Source organism: Pseudomonas sp. LBUM1651 (assembly GCF_059716135.1).
Genome location: NZ_CP166805.1, coordinates 5,534,285 through 5,550,009 on the forward strand (window position 1 = coordinate 5,534,285; position 15,725 = coordinate 5,550,009).

Below are 15,725 nucleotides of genomic sequence, written 5' to 3' on the forward strand. Positions count from 1 at the left end.
AGGACCGATCGGGGGTTTCGAGGCTAAACCTTATGGTTAAGTCTCGGATGTTTCCTAGAACGGGATATCGTCATCAAAGCTGTCGAAATCCGGAGCCGGCTGAGGAGCGGCCTGCTGTGGAGCCGGACGCGACTGTTGCGGTGCCGACTGCTGCGGACGCGGAGCCTGTTGGCGTGGAGCCGGGGCGGACTGCTGGTAGTTGTTGCCCCCGCCTTGTTGGTCGCCCTGCTGTGGACGGCCACCGAGCAGTTGCATGGTGCCTTGCATGTCGACCACGATTTCAGTGGTGTAACGCTTGATACCGTCTTTTTCCCACTCGCGGGTCTGCAGCTTGCCCTCGATGTAGACCTGCGAACCTTTACGCAGGTATTCGCCGGCGATTTCCGCAACCTTGCCGAACATCGACACACGGTGCCATTCAGTCTTCTCGACCTTCTGACCGGTTTGCTTGTCGGTCCACTGTTCGCTGGTCGCCAGACTCAGGTTGGTCACGGCGTTACCGTTAGGCAAGTAGCGAACTTCGGGATCCTGGCCGCAAGTGCCGACCAATATGACTTTGTTAACCCCACGGGCCATAACGTTCTCCTAGGCTACGCACGCTGCCCCGGCCGGGTTGTTCACCAGGCGCTCAAGGGTGGTGCGATCCAATAGTTCGGTGTCCAATTTTATGTAAATCGCCGCTTCATCTTCGACGATTACTGCATCTGTTACCCCTACGACGGCCTTCAGGCGCTCGACCAGACCCGCTTCGCGGATCGCCTCGGGCGACAACGGCAAGCGCAGGCTCGTCACGTAAGGTGGTTCGCGCATGGTAACAGCAAAGGCCAGCCAGAGGGCAGCCAGGCCGGCGCATCCGAGGAATACAGCCGACAAACCGCCGTGCTGGAACATCCAGCCGCCGAGGATCCCGCCCGCCGCCGAACCGAGGAACTGACTGGTGGAATAAACCCCCATCGCCGTGCCCTTGCCGCCTGCCGGTGAAACCTTGCTGATCAGCGATGGCAAGGAAGCTTCCAGCAAATTGAACGCGGTAAAGAACACCACCGTCCCGATCACCAGAGCCCGCAAGCTATCGCCGAACTGCCAGAAGAATAGCTCAGTGAGCATCAGCGTCAGCACCGAGCCCAACAAAACTCGTTTCATTTTGCGTTTCTTCTCGCCGTAGATAATGAACGGGATCATGGCGAAGAAAGAAATCAGCAGCGCGATCAGGTAGACCCACCAGTGCTGCTCTTTGGGCAGCCCGGCTTTTTCAACCAGGGCCAGCGGCAATGCAACGAAGCTCGACATCAACATCGCGTGCAACACAAAAATGCCCAGGTCCAACCGCAACAGGTCCGGGTGCTTGAGCGTCGGCATCAGCGCCTGACGTGCTACGCCGGACTCGCGATGCTGCAACGGCCCGGTGGAGCGCGGCACCATGAACATCACAATCACGATGCCAAACAGCGCCATGCCACCCGTAGCAAGAAACAATCCGGACAGACCGAAAGCGCGGGTCAGCAACGGTCCTACCACCATGGCGACCGCGAACGACAGACCGATCGTCATGCCGATCATGGCCATGGCTTTCGTCCGATGCTGTTCGCGGGTCAGGTCTGACAGCAACGCCATCACTGCCGCGGAAATTGCCCCGGCGCCTTGCAGGATTCGTCCGGCAATAACGCCCCAGATCGAATCGGCATTGGCCGCCAGCACGCTGCCGAGGGCGAAGACGATCAGCCCCAGGTAAATCACCGGGCGGCGCCCGATGCGGTCAGAAATGAAACCGAAAGGAATCTGAAAAATCGCCTGGGTCAGGCCGTAAGCGCCAATCGCCAGCCCGATGAGGGCCGGGGTCGCTCCTGCCAGATCCATCCCATAGGTCGCCAATACCGGCAACACCATGAACATGCCAAGCATACGGAAGGCGAACACAAGGGCCAGACCGCTTGCTGCGCGGGTCTCACTGCCACTCATGCGTTCGCTGTGGGGATCGTGCATGGAAAAACCTCATGTGAACCGGCGGCGATTCTACCAGTCCCATCGATTGACGGGGTATATCGCGACGCTTTGACGCGCTCCGCTGACAGACTCTTCATGTACGACAGTCACCCACTCGTTTGATAGTGTGCATCCATCCAGTATTTGGCCGTATACTCCTACGTTTTCGACGCCCGCCGAGCGAGGCCACTTTGGACAAGATCCTGATTCGTGGGGCCCGAACCCACAACCTGAAGAACATCGACCTGACCCTGCCACGGGACAAACTGATCGTCATCACCGGCCTGTCCGGATCCGGCAAATCGTCCCTGGCATTCGACACGCTGTACGCCGAAGGTCAGCGCCGCTATGTCGAATCGCTGTCGGCCTATGCCCGGCAGTTTTTGTCGATGATGGAAAAACCTGACGTCGACACCATTGAAGGCCTGTCGCCAGCCATTTCCATCGAGCAGAAGTCGACCTCGCATAACCCGCGTTCGACTGTCGGCACCATCACCGAAATCTACGACTACCTGCGCCTGCTTTACGCTCGCGTGGGTATTCCACGCTGCCCGGATCACGACATTCCGCTGGAAGCGCAGACTGTCAGCCAGATGGTTGACCTGGTCCTCGCCCAACCGGAGGGCAGCAAGCTGATGCTGCTGGCACCGGTGATTCGCGAGCGCAAAGGTGAACACCTTTCGGTCTTCGAAGAGTTGCGCGCCCAGGGCTTTGTCCGGGCCCGGGTCAACGGCAGGATCTGCGAACTGGATGAGCTGCCGAAGCTGGATAAACAGAAGAAGCATTCGATTGATGTAATAGTCGACCGCTTCAAGGTTCGCGCCGACCTGCAACAGCGCCTCGCCGAATCGTTCGAGACCGCGCTGAAGCTGGCGGACGGCATTGCCCTGGTTGCGCCGATGGACGATGAGCCGGGTGAAGAAATCATCTTCTCCGCGCGCTTCGCCTGCCCGATTTGCGGCCACGCCATCAGCGAGCTGGAACCCAAGCTGTTCTCTTTCAACAACCCGGCCGGTGCCTGCCCGACGTGCGATGGTCTGGGCGTGAAACAGTTCTTCGACATCAAGCGACTGGTCAATGGCGAACTGACCCTGGCCGAGGGCGCGATTCGCGGCTGGGACAGGCGCAACGTCTATTACTTCCAGATGCTCGGGTCGCTGGCGTCGCACTACAAGTTCAGCCTCGAAGTACCGTTCAACGAACTGCCCGCCGATCAGCAGAAATTCATCCTGCACGGCAGCGGCTCGCAGAACGTCGACTTCAAATACCTGAACGACCGTGGCGACATCGTCAAACGCTCGCACCCGTTCGAAGGCATCGTACCGAACCTGGAGCGTCGCTACCGCGAAACCGAATCGGCCTCGGTGCGCGAAGAGCTGGCCAAGTTCCTCAGTACCCAGCCGTGCCCGGATTGCCGGGGTACACGCCTGCGTCGTGAGGCGCGGCATGTCTGGGTGGGCGAGAAGACTTTGCCGGCCGTCACCAATCTGCCGATTGGCGATGCCTGCGAATACTTCGGTGTGTTGAAGCTGACCGGGCGTCGCGGTGAAATTGCCGACAAGATCCTCAAGGAAATCCGTGAGCGTCTGCAGTTTCTGGTCAACGTTGGCCTCGACTATCTGTCGCTGGATCGCAGTGCCGACACGTTGTCTGGTGGTGAAGCTCAGCGGATTCGTCTGGCCAGTCAGATCGGCGCCGGTCTGGTTGGTGTTCTGTACATCCTCGATGAACCGTCGATTGGTCTGCACCAACGCGACAACGATCGGTTGCTGGGCACGCTCAAGCACCTGCGCGATATCGGCAACACGGTGATTGTGGTCGAGCACGATGAAGATGCGATTCGCCTTGCTGACTATGTGGTGGATATCGGCCCGGGCGCTGGTGTGCATGGCGGCCATATCGTCGCCGAAGGCACACCGGCCGAGGTCATGGCTCACCCTGACTCGTTGACCGGCAAGTACTTGTCGGGCCGGGTGAAGATCGCCGTACCGGCCAAACGCACACCGCGTAACAAGAAGTTGTCGCTGTCCCTCAAGGGTGCTCGCGGCAACAACCTGCGTAACGTCGATCTGGACATTCCGATCGGTCTGCTGACCTGTGTCACCGGCGTATCTGGCTCGGGCAAATCGACGCTGATCAACAACACACTGTTTCCGTTGAGCGCTACCGCACTCAACGGTGCAACGACGCTGGAAGCATCGGCTCACGACAGCATCAAAGGGCTGGAGCATCTGGACAAGGTCGTCGACATCGACCAGAGCCCGATCGGCCGCACCCCGCGCTCCAACCCGGCGACGTACACCGGGTTGTTCACGCCGATTCGCGAGCTGTTCGCCGGCGTGCCGGAATCCCGTTCGCGCGGTTACGGGCCGGGGCGTTTCTCCTTCAACGTGAAGGGCGGACGCTGCGAGGCCTGTCAGGGCGACGGCTTGATCAAGGTTGAAATGCACTTCCTGCCGGACATCTATGTTCCGTGCGATGTCTGCAAGAGCAAGCGCTACAACCGCGAAACGCTGGAGATCAAGTACAAGGGCAAGAGCATCCATGAAACCCTTGAGATGACCATCGAGGAGGCTCGGGTGTTCTTCGATGCGGTGCCTGCCTTGGCGCGCAAGCTTCAGACGTTGATGGATGTCGGCCTGTCGTACATCAAGCTGGGGCAATCGGCGACCACGCTGTCCGGTGGTGAAGCGCAGCGGGTGAAACTGTCCCGCGAACTGTCCAAGCGCGATACCGGCAAGACGCTCTATATCCTTGATGAGCCAACCACTGGCCTGCACTTCGCGGATATCCAGCAACTGCTCGACGTGCTGCATCGCCTGCGCGACCACGGCAACACCGTGGTGGTGATCGAGCACAATCTGGACGTGATCAAGACGGCTGACTGGTTGGTGGATCTTGGGCCGGAAGGTGGCTCCAAGGGCGGGCAGATCATTGCGGCCGGTACGCCTGAGGAAGTCTCCGAGATGAAGCAGTCTCACACCGGCTTCTACCTCAAGCCGCTGCTGGCTCGCGACAAGGCCTGAATCAGGCCCATGAAAAAGCCCCTGTCACTTTGTCGGTGACAGGGGCTTTTTTGTGTTGAAACTGTAGGAGCACAGCTTGCTGGCGATGGCGATCTCGGGGATGCCATCGCCGGCAAGCCGTGCTCCTACAGTTCAGAGTCAGAACTGCGATTGCAGGTAATTCTCCAGACCGATCAACTTGATCAGACCCAACTGCTTCTCCAGCCAGTAGGTGTGATCTTCTTCGGTATCGTTCAGCTGGATGCGCAGGATCTCACGACTGACGTAGTCCTTGTGCAACTCACAGAGCTCGATGCCCTTGCAGAGTGCGGCGCGGACTTTGTATTCCAGGCGCAGGTCGGCGGCGAGCATATCCGGTACTGTGGTACCGACATCCAGGTCATCCGGACGCATGCGTGGCGTGCCTTCGAGCATCAGGATACGGCGCATCAGGGCGTCAGCGTGCTGCGCCTCTTCTTCCATTTCGTGGTTGATACGTTCGTAGAGCTCGGTGAAACCCCAGTCCTCGTACATCCGCGAATGGATGAAATATTGATCACGCGCCGCCAGTTCGCCGGTCAGCAACGTGTTGAGGTAATCGATTACGTCTGGGTGGCCTTGCATCGCCCTACATCTCCCTGCTTGAAAGTCTGTAGTTTGAACCACGGCGACTGTTTGGTCACTTTGTTTGCGCGATAAAAGCGAAGATATTCTGAGAAAAGTCATTTAAATAGCGCAAAAACCGCCCAAATGAGGGCGGTTCTGCTTCTCGTTTAAACTTCTTTAATCTGTACGTTGAGTGCCTTTGCGATTGCTTCTCCATACGCCGGGTCGGCCTTGAAGAAATGCTGCAATTGGCGATCAATCACATCGCTTGAAACGCCAGCCATCGCACCGGCAATGTTGTTGACCAACAGCGTCTTCTGCTCACCACTCATGAGTCGGAACAGCGCACCGGCATGGCTGTAGTAGTCGGTGTCTTCGCGATGATCGTAACGATCAGCCGCGCCACTCAATGCCAGAGCTGGCTCAGCATAGCGAGGCGCTTGTTTCGGCGATTCGACGTAGCTGTTCGGCTCGTAGTTCGGCGCAGCACCGCCATTGCTGCCAAACGCCATGGAGCCATCACGCTGGTAGCTGTTGACCGGGCTGCGAGGCGCATTCACCGGCAGTTGCTGGTGGTTGGTGCCTACACGGTAGCGGTGCGCATCTGCGTAAGCGAACACGCGACCTTGCAGCATGCGGTCTGGCGACAGGCCGACACCCGGCACCATGTTGCTCGGACCGAACGCCGCCTGCTCGACTTCAGCGAAGTAGTTCAGCGGATTGCGGTTGAGCTCCAGTTCGCCGACTTCGATCAGTGGAAACTCTTTCTGCGACCAGGTCTTGGTTACGTCGAAAGGGTTCTCGTAATGTGCCGCCGCCTGGGCCTCGGTCATGATCTGAATGCATACGCGCCATTTCGGGAAATCACCGCGCTCGATTGCACCGAACAAGTCGCGCTGTGCGTAATCCGGATCCGTACCGGCCAGGCGAGCAGCCTCTGCCGGCGCCAGGTTCTTGATCCCTTGCTGGGTCTTGTAGTGCCACTTCACCCAGTGACGCTCGCCGCTGGCGGCGATCAGGCTGTAGGTGTGGCTGCCGAAGCCGTGCATGTGACGATAGCCGTCAGGAATGCCACGATCCGAAAACAGGATGGTGACCTGGTGCAGCGCCTCAGGCGAGTGCGACCAGAAGTCCCACATCATCTGCGCGCTTTTCAGGTTGCTCTGTGGCAGGCGTTTTTGAGTGTGGATAAAGTCCGGAAATTTGAGCGGATCGCGAATGAAGAATACCGGTGTGTTGTTGCCAACGATGTCCCAGTTGCCTTCCTCGGTGTAGAACTTCAGGGCGAAGCCACGTGGATCGCGCTCTGTGTCGGCCGAACCGCGCTCACCGCCTACGGTGGAAAACCGCAGGAACGTTGGGGTTTGCTTGCCGATGGATTCAAACAGTTTGGCGCTGGTGTACTCGGTGATGTCACGCGTGACGGTGAACGTACCGTAAGCACCCGAACCTTTGGCGTGCACGCGGCGCTCCGGGATATTTTCACGGTTGAAGTGGGCAAGCTTCTCGATCAGGTGGAAGTCGTCGAGGAGCAATGGGCCGCGAGGGCCAGCGGAGCGAGAATTCTGGTTGTCGGCGACAGGAGCGCCACTGGCGGTTGTAAGTATTTTGTTTTGGCTCATGCGATCTCTTCCTCTGTCAGTCTTTAACTGCCGGCTAATCGGCTGAGAGGGAGTATTGATCAGGAACGTTACACCTACTAATTCATTAACCTGTAGGCATCGATAGAAAATAACTAATGAAACGAGCCGTACGGGCAAACTTTTCGATCGCCCACAAAAAACCGGGCACAAGGCCCGGTTTTTCGTTTCAGACTGACGTCTTACTCAGCGGATACAGCTTCACCGCCGGTAGCACGATCAACCAACTCGACGTACGCCATAGGCGCGTTGTCGCCAGTGCGGAAACCGCACTTGAGGATGCGCAGGTAGCCACCCTCACGGGTAGCGTAACGCTTGCCCAGGTCGTTGAAGAGCTTACCAACGATAGCTTTCGAACGAGTACGGTCGAAAGCCAGACGGCGGTTAGCCAGGCTGTCTGTCTTGGCCAAAGTGATCAGCGGCTCAGCAACGCGACGCAGTTCTTTAGCTTTCGGCAGTGTAGTTTTGATCAGCTCGTGCTCGAACAGCGACACTGCCATGTTTTGAAACATGGCCTTGCGGTGCGAGCTAGTGCGGCTCAGGTGACGACCACTTTTACGATGACGCATGGTTCATTCCTTACCAAACACGACGTTCGGTGATTACGACGATCAGGCAGTCGCCTTGTCGTCCTTCTTAAGACTTGCAGGCGGCCAGTTGTCGAGGCGCATGCCGAGGGACAGACCGCGGGAGGCCAGAACGTCCTTGATTTCAGTCAAGGATTTCTTGCCAAGGTTCGGAGTCTTCAACAGCTCTACTTCGGTACGCTGAATCAGGTCACCGATGTAGTAGATGTTTTCCGCCTTAAGGCAGTTAGCCGAACGTACAGTCAGTTCCAGATCGTCAACCGGGCGAAGCAGGATCGGATCGATCTCGTCTTCCTGCTCGACAACCACTGGCTCACTGTCACCTTTGAGGTCGACGAACGCAGCCAACTGCTGTTGCAGAATGGTTGCAGCGCGGCGGATAGCCTCTTCAGGATCCAGGGTACCGTTGGTTTCCAGATCAATAACCAGCTTGTCCAGGTTAGTACGCTGCTCGACACGGGCGTTTTCCACCACGTATGCGATACGGCGAACCGGGCTGAACGAAGAGTCAAGCTGCAAGCGACCGATGCTGCGGCTTTCGTCTTCATCGCTCTGACGCGAGTCTGCCGGTTCATAACCACGACCACGAGCTACGGTGAGCTTCATGTTCAGGGCGCCGTTAGACGCCAGGTTAGCGATTACGTGATCGGGGTTAACGATCTCGACATCATGATCCAGCTGAATATCGGCAGCGGTAACCACCCCCGAACCCTTCTTCGACAAGGTCAGCGTAACTTCGTCACGACCGTGCAGCTTGATAGCCAGACCTTTAAGGTTCAACAGGATTTCAATTACGTCTTCCTGTACGCCTTCGATGGCGCTGTACTCATGGAGTACACCGTCAATCTCGGCCTCGACTACTGCACAGCCGGGCATTGAGGACAACAGGATGCGGCGCAGCGCGTTGCCCAGGGTGTGGCCGAAACCACGCTCGAGAGGCTCGAGAGTGATCTTGGCGCGGGTTGGACTGACAACCTGCACATCAATATGGCGGGGTGTCAGGAACTCATTTACCGAAATCTGCATGGATGCACCTATTTTCTAGCCCTTACTTGGAGTAGAGCTCGACAATCAGGCTTTCGTTGATGTCGGCGGACAGATCACTGCGAGCTGGAACGTTCTTGAAAACGCCCGACTTCTTCTCAGTGTCTACTTCTACCCATTCTACGCGGCCACGTTGGGCACACAGATCGAGAGCTTGGACAATGCGAAGTTGGTTCTTTGCTTTCTCGCGAATCGCGACCACGTCACCAGCACGAACCTGGTACGACGGCACGTTTACGGTCTGACCGTTAACGCTGACGGATTTGTGCGATACCAGCTGACGGGATTCGGCACGAGTAGAGCCAAAACCCATACGGTATACAACGTTGTCCAGACGGCATTCGAGCAGTTGCAGCAGGTTTTCACCAGTTGCACCTTTCTTGCCAGCAGCTTCTTTGTAGTAGCCGCTGAATTGACGCTCGAGAACGCCGTAGATACGACGGACCTTCTGCTTTTCACGCAGTTGGGTGCCGTAATCGGACTGGCGACCGCGGCGTTGGCCGTGGATACCAGGTGCTGCTTCAATGTTGCACTTCGATTCGATCGCGCGCACGCCGCTCTTCAGAAAGAGATCGGTGCCTTCGCGACGAGCGAGTTTGCATTTTGGACCAATGTAACGAGCCATTCTTTACAATCTCCTGGATTACACGCGGCGCTTCTTCGGCGGACGGCACCCGTTGTGCGGGATTGGCGTCACGTCGGTGATGCTGGCGATCTTGTAGCCACAGCCGTTCAAAGCGCGGACTGCAGATTCACGACCTGGGCCTGGACCTTTGACGTTAACGTCGAGGTTTTTCAGACCGTATTCCAGCGCAGCTTGACCAGCACGTTCAGCAGCTACTTGAGCAGCAAACGGGGTGGACTTGCGGGAACCGCGGAAACCCGAACCACCGGAGGTAGCCCAGGAAAGAGCGTTGCCTTGACGGTCGGTGATGGTCACGATTGTGTTGTTAAAAGAAGCATGGATGTGGGCGATGCCATCAACCACTGTCTTTTTAACTTTTTTACGAGGACGAGCAGCAGGTTTAGCCATGATTAATTTCCTGTCGATTCGCTGGGGCGATTACTTGCGGATCGGCTTACGCGGACCTTTACGGGTACGCGCGTTAGTCTTGGTACGCTGACCGCGTACTGGAAGACCACGACGATGACGCAGACCGCGATAGCAACCGAGGTCCATCAAACGCTTGATTTTCATGTTGATTTCGCGACGCAGGTCACCTTCAGTGGTGAACTTCGCCACTTCGCCACGCAGCTGTTCAATCTGCTCGTCGCTCAGATCCTTGATCTTTGCGGCTGGGTTTACCCCAGTCACTGCACAAATTTTCTGTGCAGTAGTGCGACCAACACCATAGATGTAGGTCAGCGAGATAACAGTATGCTTGTTATCTGGAATGTTAACGCCTGCAATACGGGCCATTCAGTGGGACTCCAATTGACAGCTACCTACGCCCCGGAAGCCAAGAAATAGGGCGCGAGATAATATCGCTGTAATAACAAATAATCAACCCGGTAGCGCACTAGCTACCGGGCTTGAAGCACAATCACACTCAGCCTTGGCGCTGTTTGTGACGCGGTTCCGCGCTGCAAATTACTCGAACAACACCTTCGCGGCGAATAATCTTGCAGTTACGGCACAGCTTTTTCACCGATGCACGAACTTTCATCACCAACTCCTCGAACCTTATGGGTACTCAGCGCAACATGCCGCTGCCGTAACCCTTCAGGTTGGCTTTCTTCATCAGGGATTCGTACTGGTGCGAAACGAGGTGCGATTGTACTTGGGACATGAAGTCCATCACAACCACGACGACGATCAGCAACGAGGTCCCGCCAAGGTAGAACGGAACGTTTGCTGCAACCACCAGGAACTGGGGCAACAGGCACACGGCCGTCATGTAAAGAGCACCGAACAGGGTCAAACGAGTCAGAACGCCATCAATGTAGCGCGCAGACTGCTCACCTGGACGGATGCCCGGAATAAAGGCACCGGACTTCTTCAGGTTTTCCGCTACGTCTTTCGGATTGAACATCAACGCCGTATAGAAGAAGCAGAAGAAAATAATCCCTGCACTAAACAGCAGAATATTCAACGGCTGACCAGGAGCGATCGACTGCGAGATATCCTGCAACCAGCCCATACCCTCGGACTGACCAAACCAGGTACCCAACGAAGCCGGGAACAGCAAGATGCTGCTCGCGAAAATGGCCGGAATAACGCCCGCCATGTTCACTTTCAACGGCAAGTGGCTGGTCTGCGCAGCAAAGACCTTGCGGCCCTGCTGACGCTTGGCGTAATGCACAGCAATACGACGCTGGCCACGCTCAATGAACACCACAAAACCGATAATCGCTACTGCCAACAAACCGATGGCAACCAAGGCGAAAATGTTGATATCACCCTGACGCGCAGACTCGAAAGACTGCCCGATCGCCCTCGGAAGACCGGCGACGATACCTGCGAAAATCAACATCGAGATACCGTTGCCAACACCACGCTCAGTAATCTGCTCACCCAGCCACATCATGAACATCGCACCAGCCACAAAAGTGGATACCGCAACGAAATGGAAGCCAAAGTCACCAGTGAACGAAACGCCCTGCCCCGCCAGACCAATGGACATGCCAATTGCCTGAACGAGAGCGAGGACGACAGTGCCGTAGCGGGTGTACTGGGCAATCTTACGACGCCCAGCTTCACCTTCCTTCTTCAACTGCTCCAGCTGCGGGCTGACGGCGGTCATCAGCTGCATGATGATCGATGCCGAAATGTACGGCATGATCCCCAGTGCAAAGATGCTCATCCGCTCAAGCGCGCCACCGGAAAACATGTTGAACAAGCTAAGAATGGTCCCCTCATTCTGTCGAAACAGGTCCGCGAGTCGGTCCGGATTGATACCTGGAACCGGGATGTGTGCGCCTATTCGGTAGACGATAATCGCCAGGAACAGAAAACGCAGACGAGCCCAGAGTTCAGACATACCGCCTTTGCCGAGCGCAGAGAGAGCACCTTGCTTAGCCATTTATTCCTCGAACTTGCCGCCAGCTGCTTCGATAGCCGCACGCGCACCTTTGGTGGCGCCGATTCCCTTTCCGATGGTAACAGCGCGAGTCACTTCGCCGGACAGCATGATTTTCACACGCTGTACGTTGACGTTGATCACGTTGGCATCTTTCAAGGACTGCACGGTGACGATGTCGCCTTCCACTTTAGCCAGCTCGGACAGACGCACTTCTGCGCGATCCATGGCTTTCAGGGAAACGAAACCGAACTTCGGCAGGCGACGATGCAGCGGCTGTTGACCGCCTTCAAAGCCTGGAGCAATGGTGCCACCGGAGCGGGAGGACTGACCTTTGTGGCCACGGCCACCGGTCTTGCCCAAACCACTACCGATACCACGGCCCGGACGATGCTTTTCGCGACGGGAACCCGGCGCTGGACTCAGATCATTGAGTTTCATCGATTAACCCTCGACACGCAGCATGTAGTAAGCCTTGTTGATCATCCCGCGATTCTCGGGAGTATCAAGTACTTCTACAGTGTGACCGATGCGACGCAGACCCAGACCCTTAACGCACAGTTTGTGGTTAGGGATGCGGCCGGTCATGCTTTTGATCAGCGTAACTTTAACGGTAGCCATGATCAGAAGATCTCCTTGACGCTTTTGCCACGCTTGGCGGCAATGGATTCAGGAGACTGCATAGCCTTCAAACCTTTGAAAGTGGCGTGAACCACGTTTACCGGGTTAGTCGAGCCGTAGCACTTGGCCAGAACGTTCTGAACGCCAGCAACTTCGAGAACAGCACGCATAGCGCCGCCAGCGATGATACCGGTACCTTCAGAAGCCGGCTGCATGTACACCTTCGAAGCGCCATGGGCGGACTTCATTGCGTACTGCAGAGTGGTGCCGTTCAGATCAACTTGGATCATGTTGCGGCGAGCAGCTTCCATTGCCTTCTGGATCGCAGCAGGCACTTCACGCGACTTGCCACGGCCGAAGCCAACGCGCCCTTTACCATCACCAACCACGGTCAACGCGGTGAAAGTGAAGATACGGCCGCCTTTAACGGTTTTGGCTACGCGGTTAACTTGAACCAGCTTCTCGATGTAGCCTTCGTCGCGCTTTTGGTCGTTATTTGACATAACTTAGAACTCCAGCCCAGCTTCACGAGCAGCATCAGCCAGCGCCTTGACGCGGCCGTGGTACTTGAAGCCAGAGCGGTCGAAAGCCACCTGCGAGACGCCAGCGGCTTTAGCACGCGTAGCGACCAGCTGGCCAACCTTAGTGGCCGCGTCGATGTTGCCAGTGGCGCCATCACGCAGTTCTTTATCCAAAGTCGAGGCAGATGCCAGGACTTTGTTGCCGTCGGCCGAAATGACCTGGGCGTAGATGTGCTGCGACGAGCGGAACACGCAGAGACGCACGACTTCGAGTTCGTGCATTTTCAGGCGTGCTTTGCGAGCGCGACGCAGTCGAGTAACTTTTTTGTCGGTCATTTGCTATGCCCTACTTCTTCTTGGCTTCTTTACGACGGACGACTTCGTCCGCGTAGCGCACACCTTTGCCTTTGTACGGCTCTGGTGGACGGAAGTCGCGGATCTCGGCGGCCACTTGACCTACCAGCTGCTTATCGATGCCCTTGATCAGGATATCGGTCTGGCTAGGAGTCTCAGCGGTGATGCCTTCCGGCAGTTCATAATCCACTGGATGCGAGAAGCCAAGAGCCAGGTTCAGCACTGTGCCTTTTGCTTGCGCTTTGTAACCAACACCGACCAGCTGGAGCTTGCGCTCGAAGCCTTGGCTTACGCCTTGGACCATGTTGTTTACCAACGCACGAGTGGTACCAGCCATTGCGCGAGTTTGTTGATCGCCATTGCGAGCAGCGAAACGCAGCTCACCAGCTTCTTCAACGATCTCAACGGACGAATGGATGTTCAGTTCGAGAGTGCCCTTGGCACCCTTCACCGAAAGCTGTTGGCCTGCGAATTTGACTTCGACACCGGCTGGCAGCTTAACGGGGTTCTTAGCGACGCGTGACATGCTTATCCCCCCTTAGAACACAGTGCAAAGAACTTCGCCGCCGACACCGGCAGCGCGCGCAGCACGATCCGTCATCACACCTTTGTTGGTGGAGACGATAGACACACCGAGACCGCCACGAACTTTTGGCAGATCATCGACGGACTTGTACTGACGCAGGCCTGGACGGCTAACGCGCTTCACTTCCTCGATGACCGGACGGCCTTCGAAGTACTTCAGCTCGATGGACAGCAGTGGCTTGATTTCGCTGCTGATCTGATAACCCGCAATGTAACCTTCGTCCTTCAGGACTTTGGCAACAGCTACCTTCAAAGTAGAAGATGGCATGCTTACGACGGACTTTTCAGCCATCTGGGCATTACGGATTCGAGTTAGCATGTCCGCTAACGGGTCCTGCATACTCATGGGCTAGACGCTCCTAATACACAAAAAATTAGCCTTGCGGCTACTACGTGTCGCCGAGTACATCCATGCGAAAAAAGCACGGGCTCAGGCGAGCCGGGTATTCTAGACACACCCCACAAATGAATCAAGCCCCAAAAGGGGCTTGATTCAAGTTCAAGGTCACCGGTGGTCAGGATCTCACGATCCCGAACACCGAGACTTTGATAGTGCTTACCAGCTGGCTTTAACCAGACCAGGTACGTCACCACGCATTGCAGCTTCACGCAGTTTGTTACGGCCAAGGCCGAACTTGCGGTAAACGCCGTGTGGACGACCGGTCAGGCGGCAGCGGTTACGCATGCGCGAAGCGCTTGCGTCACGTGGCTGCTTCTGCAGAGCTACTGTAGCTTCCCAACGCGCTTCTGGACTTGCGTTCAGATCAACGATGATAGCTTTCAGTGCTGCACGCTTTTTGGCGTACTTGGCAACCGTGAGCTGACGCTTCAGCTCGCGGTTTTTCATGCTCATCTTGGCCATTTTCCTACTCCAATCAGTTGCGGAACGGGAATTTGAAAGCACGCAACAGGGCGCGACCTTCATCATCGTTCTTGGCAGTGGTGGTCAGGGTAATGTCCAGACCGCGGAGAGCATCGATCTTGTCGTAGTCGATTTCCGGGAAGATGATCTGCTCTTTAACGCCCATGCTGTAGTTACCACGACCATCGAAGGACTTGGCATTCAGGCCGCGGAAGTCGCGGACCCGAGGCAGGGAGATCGACAGCAGACGATCCAGGAATTCGTACATACGCTCACGGCGCAGGGTCACTTTGACGCCGATCGGCCAACCTTCACGGACTTTAAAGCCAGCGATGGATTTCCGAGCGTAAGTCACAACGACTTTCTGGCCGGTGATCTTTTCCAGGTCAGCAACAGCGTGCTCGATGACTTTTTTGTCGCCGATCGCTTCGCCCAGACCCATGTTCAGGGTGATTTTGGTAACGCGCGGAACTTCCATCACGTTCGAAAGCTTAAGTTCTTCCTTAAGTTTCGGAGCGATTTCCTTCCGGTAAATCTCTTTTAGTCGTGCCATGGTCTCATCTACCTAGCAGTGTTCAAGCATCAACCGCTTTTTGGGTCGACTTGAAGACACGAATTTTCTTGCCGTCTTCTACTTTGAAACCAACGCGGTCAGCCTTGTTGGTTTCGCCGTTGAAAATGGCGACGTTAGAAGCATCCAGTGGAGCTTCTTTTTCGACGATACCGCCCTGCACGCCCGACATCGGGTTAGGCTTGGTATGACGCTTAACCAGGTTCAGACCGCCAATAACCAAACGGTTGTTAGCGAGAACCTTAAGCACCTTACCGCGCTTACCTTTGTCTTTGCCGGCGATCACGATGATCTCGTCGTCACGACGAATCTTTTGCATGTCGGAT

At 56.4% G+C, this 15,725-nt stretch carries 21 protein-coding genes; 1 reads left to right on the forward strand and 20 read right to left on the reverse strand.

What is annotated here, in order from left to right; translation table 11 throughout:
- Positions 1-54: 54 nt before the first annotated feature.
- Together ACA066_RS25945 and ACA066_RS25950 are read right to left on the reverse strand one after the other, a co-directional pair.
- Complete coding sequence (locus tag ACA066_RS25945; RefSeq protein ID WP_046028847.1) at positions 55-576, reverse strand: single-stranded DNA-binding protein; 522 nt, start codon at positions 574-576, stop codon at positions 55-57.
- Between the two features lie 9 nt (positions 577-585).
- Positions 586-1,983 carry an MFS transporter gene (locus ACA066_RS25950; protein ID WP_497697179.1) on the reverse strand — a complete coding sequence of 466 codons (1,398 nt, stop codon included), beginning with the start codon at positions 1,981-1,983 and terminating at the stop codon, positions 586-588.
- A 191-nt stretch (positions 1,984-2,174) separates the two neighbouring features.
- On the opposite strand from ACA066_RS25950, the gene uvrA reads away from it, so the two are divergent.
- The gene (uvrA, locus tag ACA066_RS25955; protein WP_497697180.1) at positions 2,175-5,009 is read left to right on the forward strand and encodes an excinuclease ABC subunit UvrA; all 2,835 of its coding nucleotides are present in this window, start codon (positions 2,175-2,177) and stop codon (positions 5,007-5,009) included.
- Between the two features lie 138 nt (positions 5,010-5,147).
- Here uvrA and bfr read toward each other — a convergent pair whose 3' ends face one another.
- The 18 genes from bfr to rplX form a co-directional block, all read right to left on the reverse strand.
- Entirely contained in the window at positions 5,148-5,612 is a 465-nt protein-coding gene (bfr, locus tag ACA066_RS25960) for a bacterioferritin (RefSeq protein ID WP_007933692.1), read from the reverse strand.
- A 149-nt stretch (positions 5,613-5,761) separates the two neighbouring features.
- Positions 5,762-7,216 carry a catalase gene (locus ACA066_RS25965; protein ID WP_497697181.1) on the reverse strand — a complete coding sequence of 485 codons (1,455 nt, stop codon included), beginning with the start codon at positions 7,214-7,216 and terminating at the stop codon, positions 5,762-5,764.
- 200 nt (positions 7,217-7,416) lie between these two features.
- Positions 7,417-7,803, reverse strand: a complete 387-nt coding sequence (gene rplQ, locus ACA066_RS25970) for a 50S ribosomal protein L17 (RefSeq protein ID WP_007943777.1) — start codon at positions 7,801-7,803, stop codon at positions 7,417-7,419.
- A 42-nt stretch (positions 7,804-7,845) separates the two neighbouring features.
- On the reverse strand, positions 7,846-8,847 hold the full coding sequence (locus tag ACA066_RS25975; RefSeq protein WP_003186012.1) for a DNA-directed RNA polymerase subunit alpha: 1,002 nt from the start codon (positions 8,845-8,847) through the stop codon (positions 7,846-7,848).
- A gap of 22 nt (positions 8,848-8,869) precedes the next feature.
- The gene (rpsD, locus tag ACA066_RS25980; protein WP_003210056.1) at positions 8,870-9,490 is read right to left on the reverse strand and encodes a 30S ribosomal protein S4; all 621 of its coding nucleotides are present in this window, start codon (positions 9,488-9,490) and stop codon (positions 8,870-8,872) included.
- An 18-nt stretch (positions 9,491-9,508) separates the two neighbouring features.
- Positions 9,509-9,898, reverse strand: coding sequence for a 30S ribosomal protein S11 (gene rpsK / locus ACA066_RS25985; RefSeq protein ID WP_002555466.1), 390 nt, complete (start codon positions 9,896-9,898; stop codon positions 9,509-9,511).
- Between the two features lie 30 nt (positions 9,899-9,928).
- Complete coding sequence (gene rpsM / locus ACA066_RS25990; protein ID WP_003186020.1) at positions 9,929-10,285, reverse strand: 30S ribosomal protein S13; 357 nt, start codon at positions 10,283-10,285, stop codon at positions 9,929-9,931.
- A 130-nt stretch (positions 10,286-10,415) separates the two neighbouring features.
- Positions 10,416-10,532: a 50S ribosomal protein L36 gene (gene rpmJ / locus ACA066_RS25995; protein ID WP_002555468.1), complete on the reverse strand. Its 117-nt coding sequence runs from the start codon at positions 10,530-10,532 to the stop codon at positions 10,416-10,418.
- Between the two features lie 27 nt (positions 10,533-10,559).
- Complete coding sequence (gene secY / locus ACA066_RS26000) at positions 10,560-11,888, reverse strand: preprotein translocase subunit SecY (RefSeq protein ID WP_008073883.1); 1,329 nt, start codon at positions 11,886-11,888, stop codon at positions 10,560-10,562.
- Positions 11,889-12,326: a 50S ribosomal protein L15 gene (rplO, locus tag ACA066_RS26005; RefSeq protein ID WP_007896782.1), complete on the reverse strand. Its 438-nt coding sequence runs from the start codon at positions 12,324-12,326 to the stop codon at positions 11,889-11,891.
- A gap of 3 nt (positions 12,327-12,329) precedes the next feature.
- A complete protein-coding gene (rpmD, locus tag ACA066_RS26010) occupies positions 12,330-12,506 on the reverse strand; it encodes a 50S ribosomal protein L30 (RefSeq protein ID WP_003186033.1) in 177 nt (58 codons plus the stop codon).
- A 2-nt stretch (positions 12,507-12,508) separates the two neighbouring features.
- Positions 12,509-13,009: a 30S ribosomal protein S5 gene (rpsE, locus tag ACA066_RS26015; RefSeq protein WP_003186035.1), complete on the reverse strand. Its 501-nt coding sequence runs from the start codon at positions 13,007-13,009 to the stop codon at positions 12,509-12,511.
- A gap of 3 nt (positions 13,010-13,012) precedes the next feature.
- Positions 13,013-13,363, reverse strand: a complete 351-nt coding sequence (rplR, locus tag ACA066_RS26020; RefSeq protein ID WP_003186037.1) for a 50S ribosomal protein L18 — start codon at positions 13,361-13,363, stop codon at positions 13,013-13,015.
- A gap of 10 nt (positions 13,364-13,373) precedes the next feature.
- The gene (gene rplF / locus ACA066_RS26025; RefSeq protein ID WP_003176412.1) at positions 13,374-13,907 is read right to left on the reverse strand and encodes a 50S ribosomal protein L6; all 534 of its coding nucleotides are present in this window, start codon (positions 13,905-13,907) and stop codon (positions 13,374-13,376) included.
- 12 nt (positions 13,908-13,919) lie between these two features.
- The gene (gene rpsH / locus ACA066_RS26030) at positions 13,920-14,312 is read right to left on the reverse strand and encodes a 30S ribosomal protein S8 (protein ID WP_003186040.1); all 393 of its coding nucleotides are present in this window, start codon (positions 14,310-14,312) and stop codon (positions 13,920-13,922) included.
- A 210-nt stretch (positions 14,313-14,522) separates the two neighbouring features.
- Positions 14,523-14,828, reverse strand: coding sequence for a 30S ribosomal protein S14 (gene rpsN, locus ACA066_RS26035; RefSeq protein ID WP_003176414.1), 306 nt, complete (start codon positions 14,826-14,828; stop codon positions 14,523-14,525).
- A 13-nt stretch (positions 14,829-14,841) separates the two neighbouring features.
- Complete coding sequence (gene rplE / locus ACA066_RS26040) at positions 14,842-15,381, reverse strand: 50S ribosomal protein L5 (RefSeq protein ID WP_003210069.1); 540 nt, start codon at positions 15,379-15,381, stop codon at positions 14,842-14,844.
- A gap of 22 nt (positions 15,382-15,403) precedes the next feature.
- Positions 15,404-15,718, reverse strand: coding sequence for a 50S ribosomal protein L24 (rplX, locus tag ACA066_RS26045; protein WP_003176416.1), 315 nt, complete (start codon positions 15,716-15,718; stop codon positions 15,404-15,406).
- Positions 15,719-15,725: the final 7 nt, after the last annotated feature.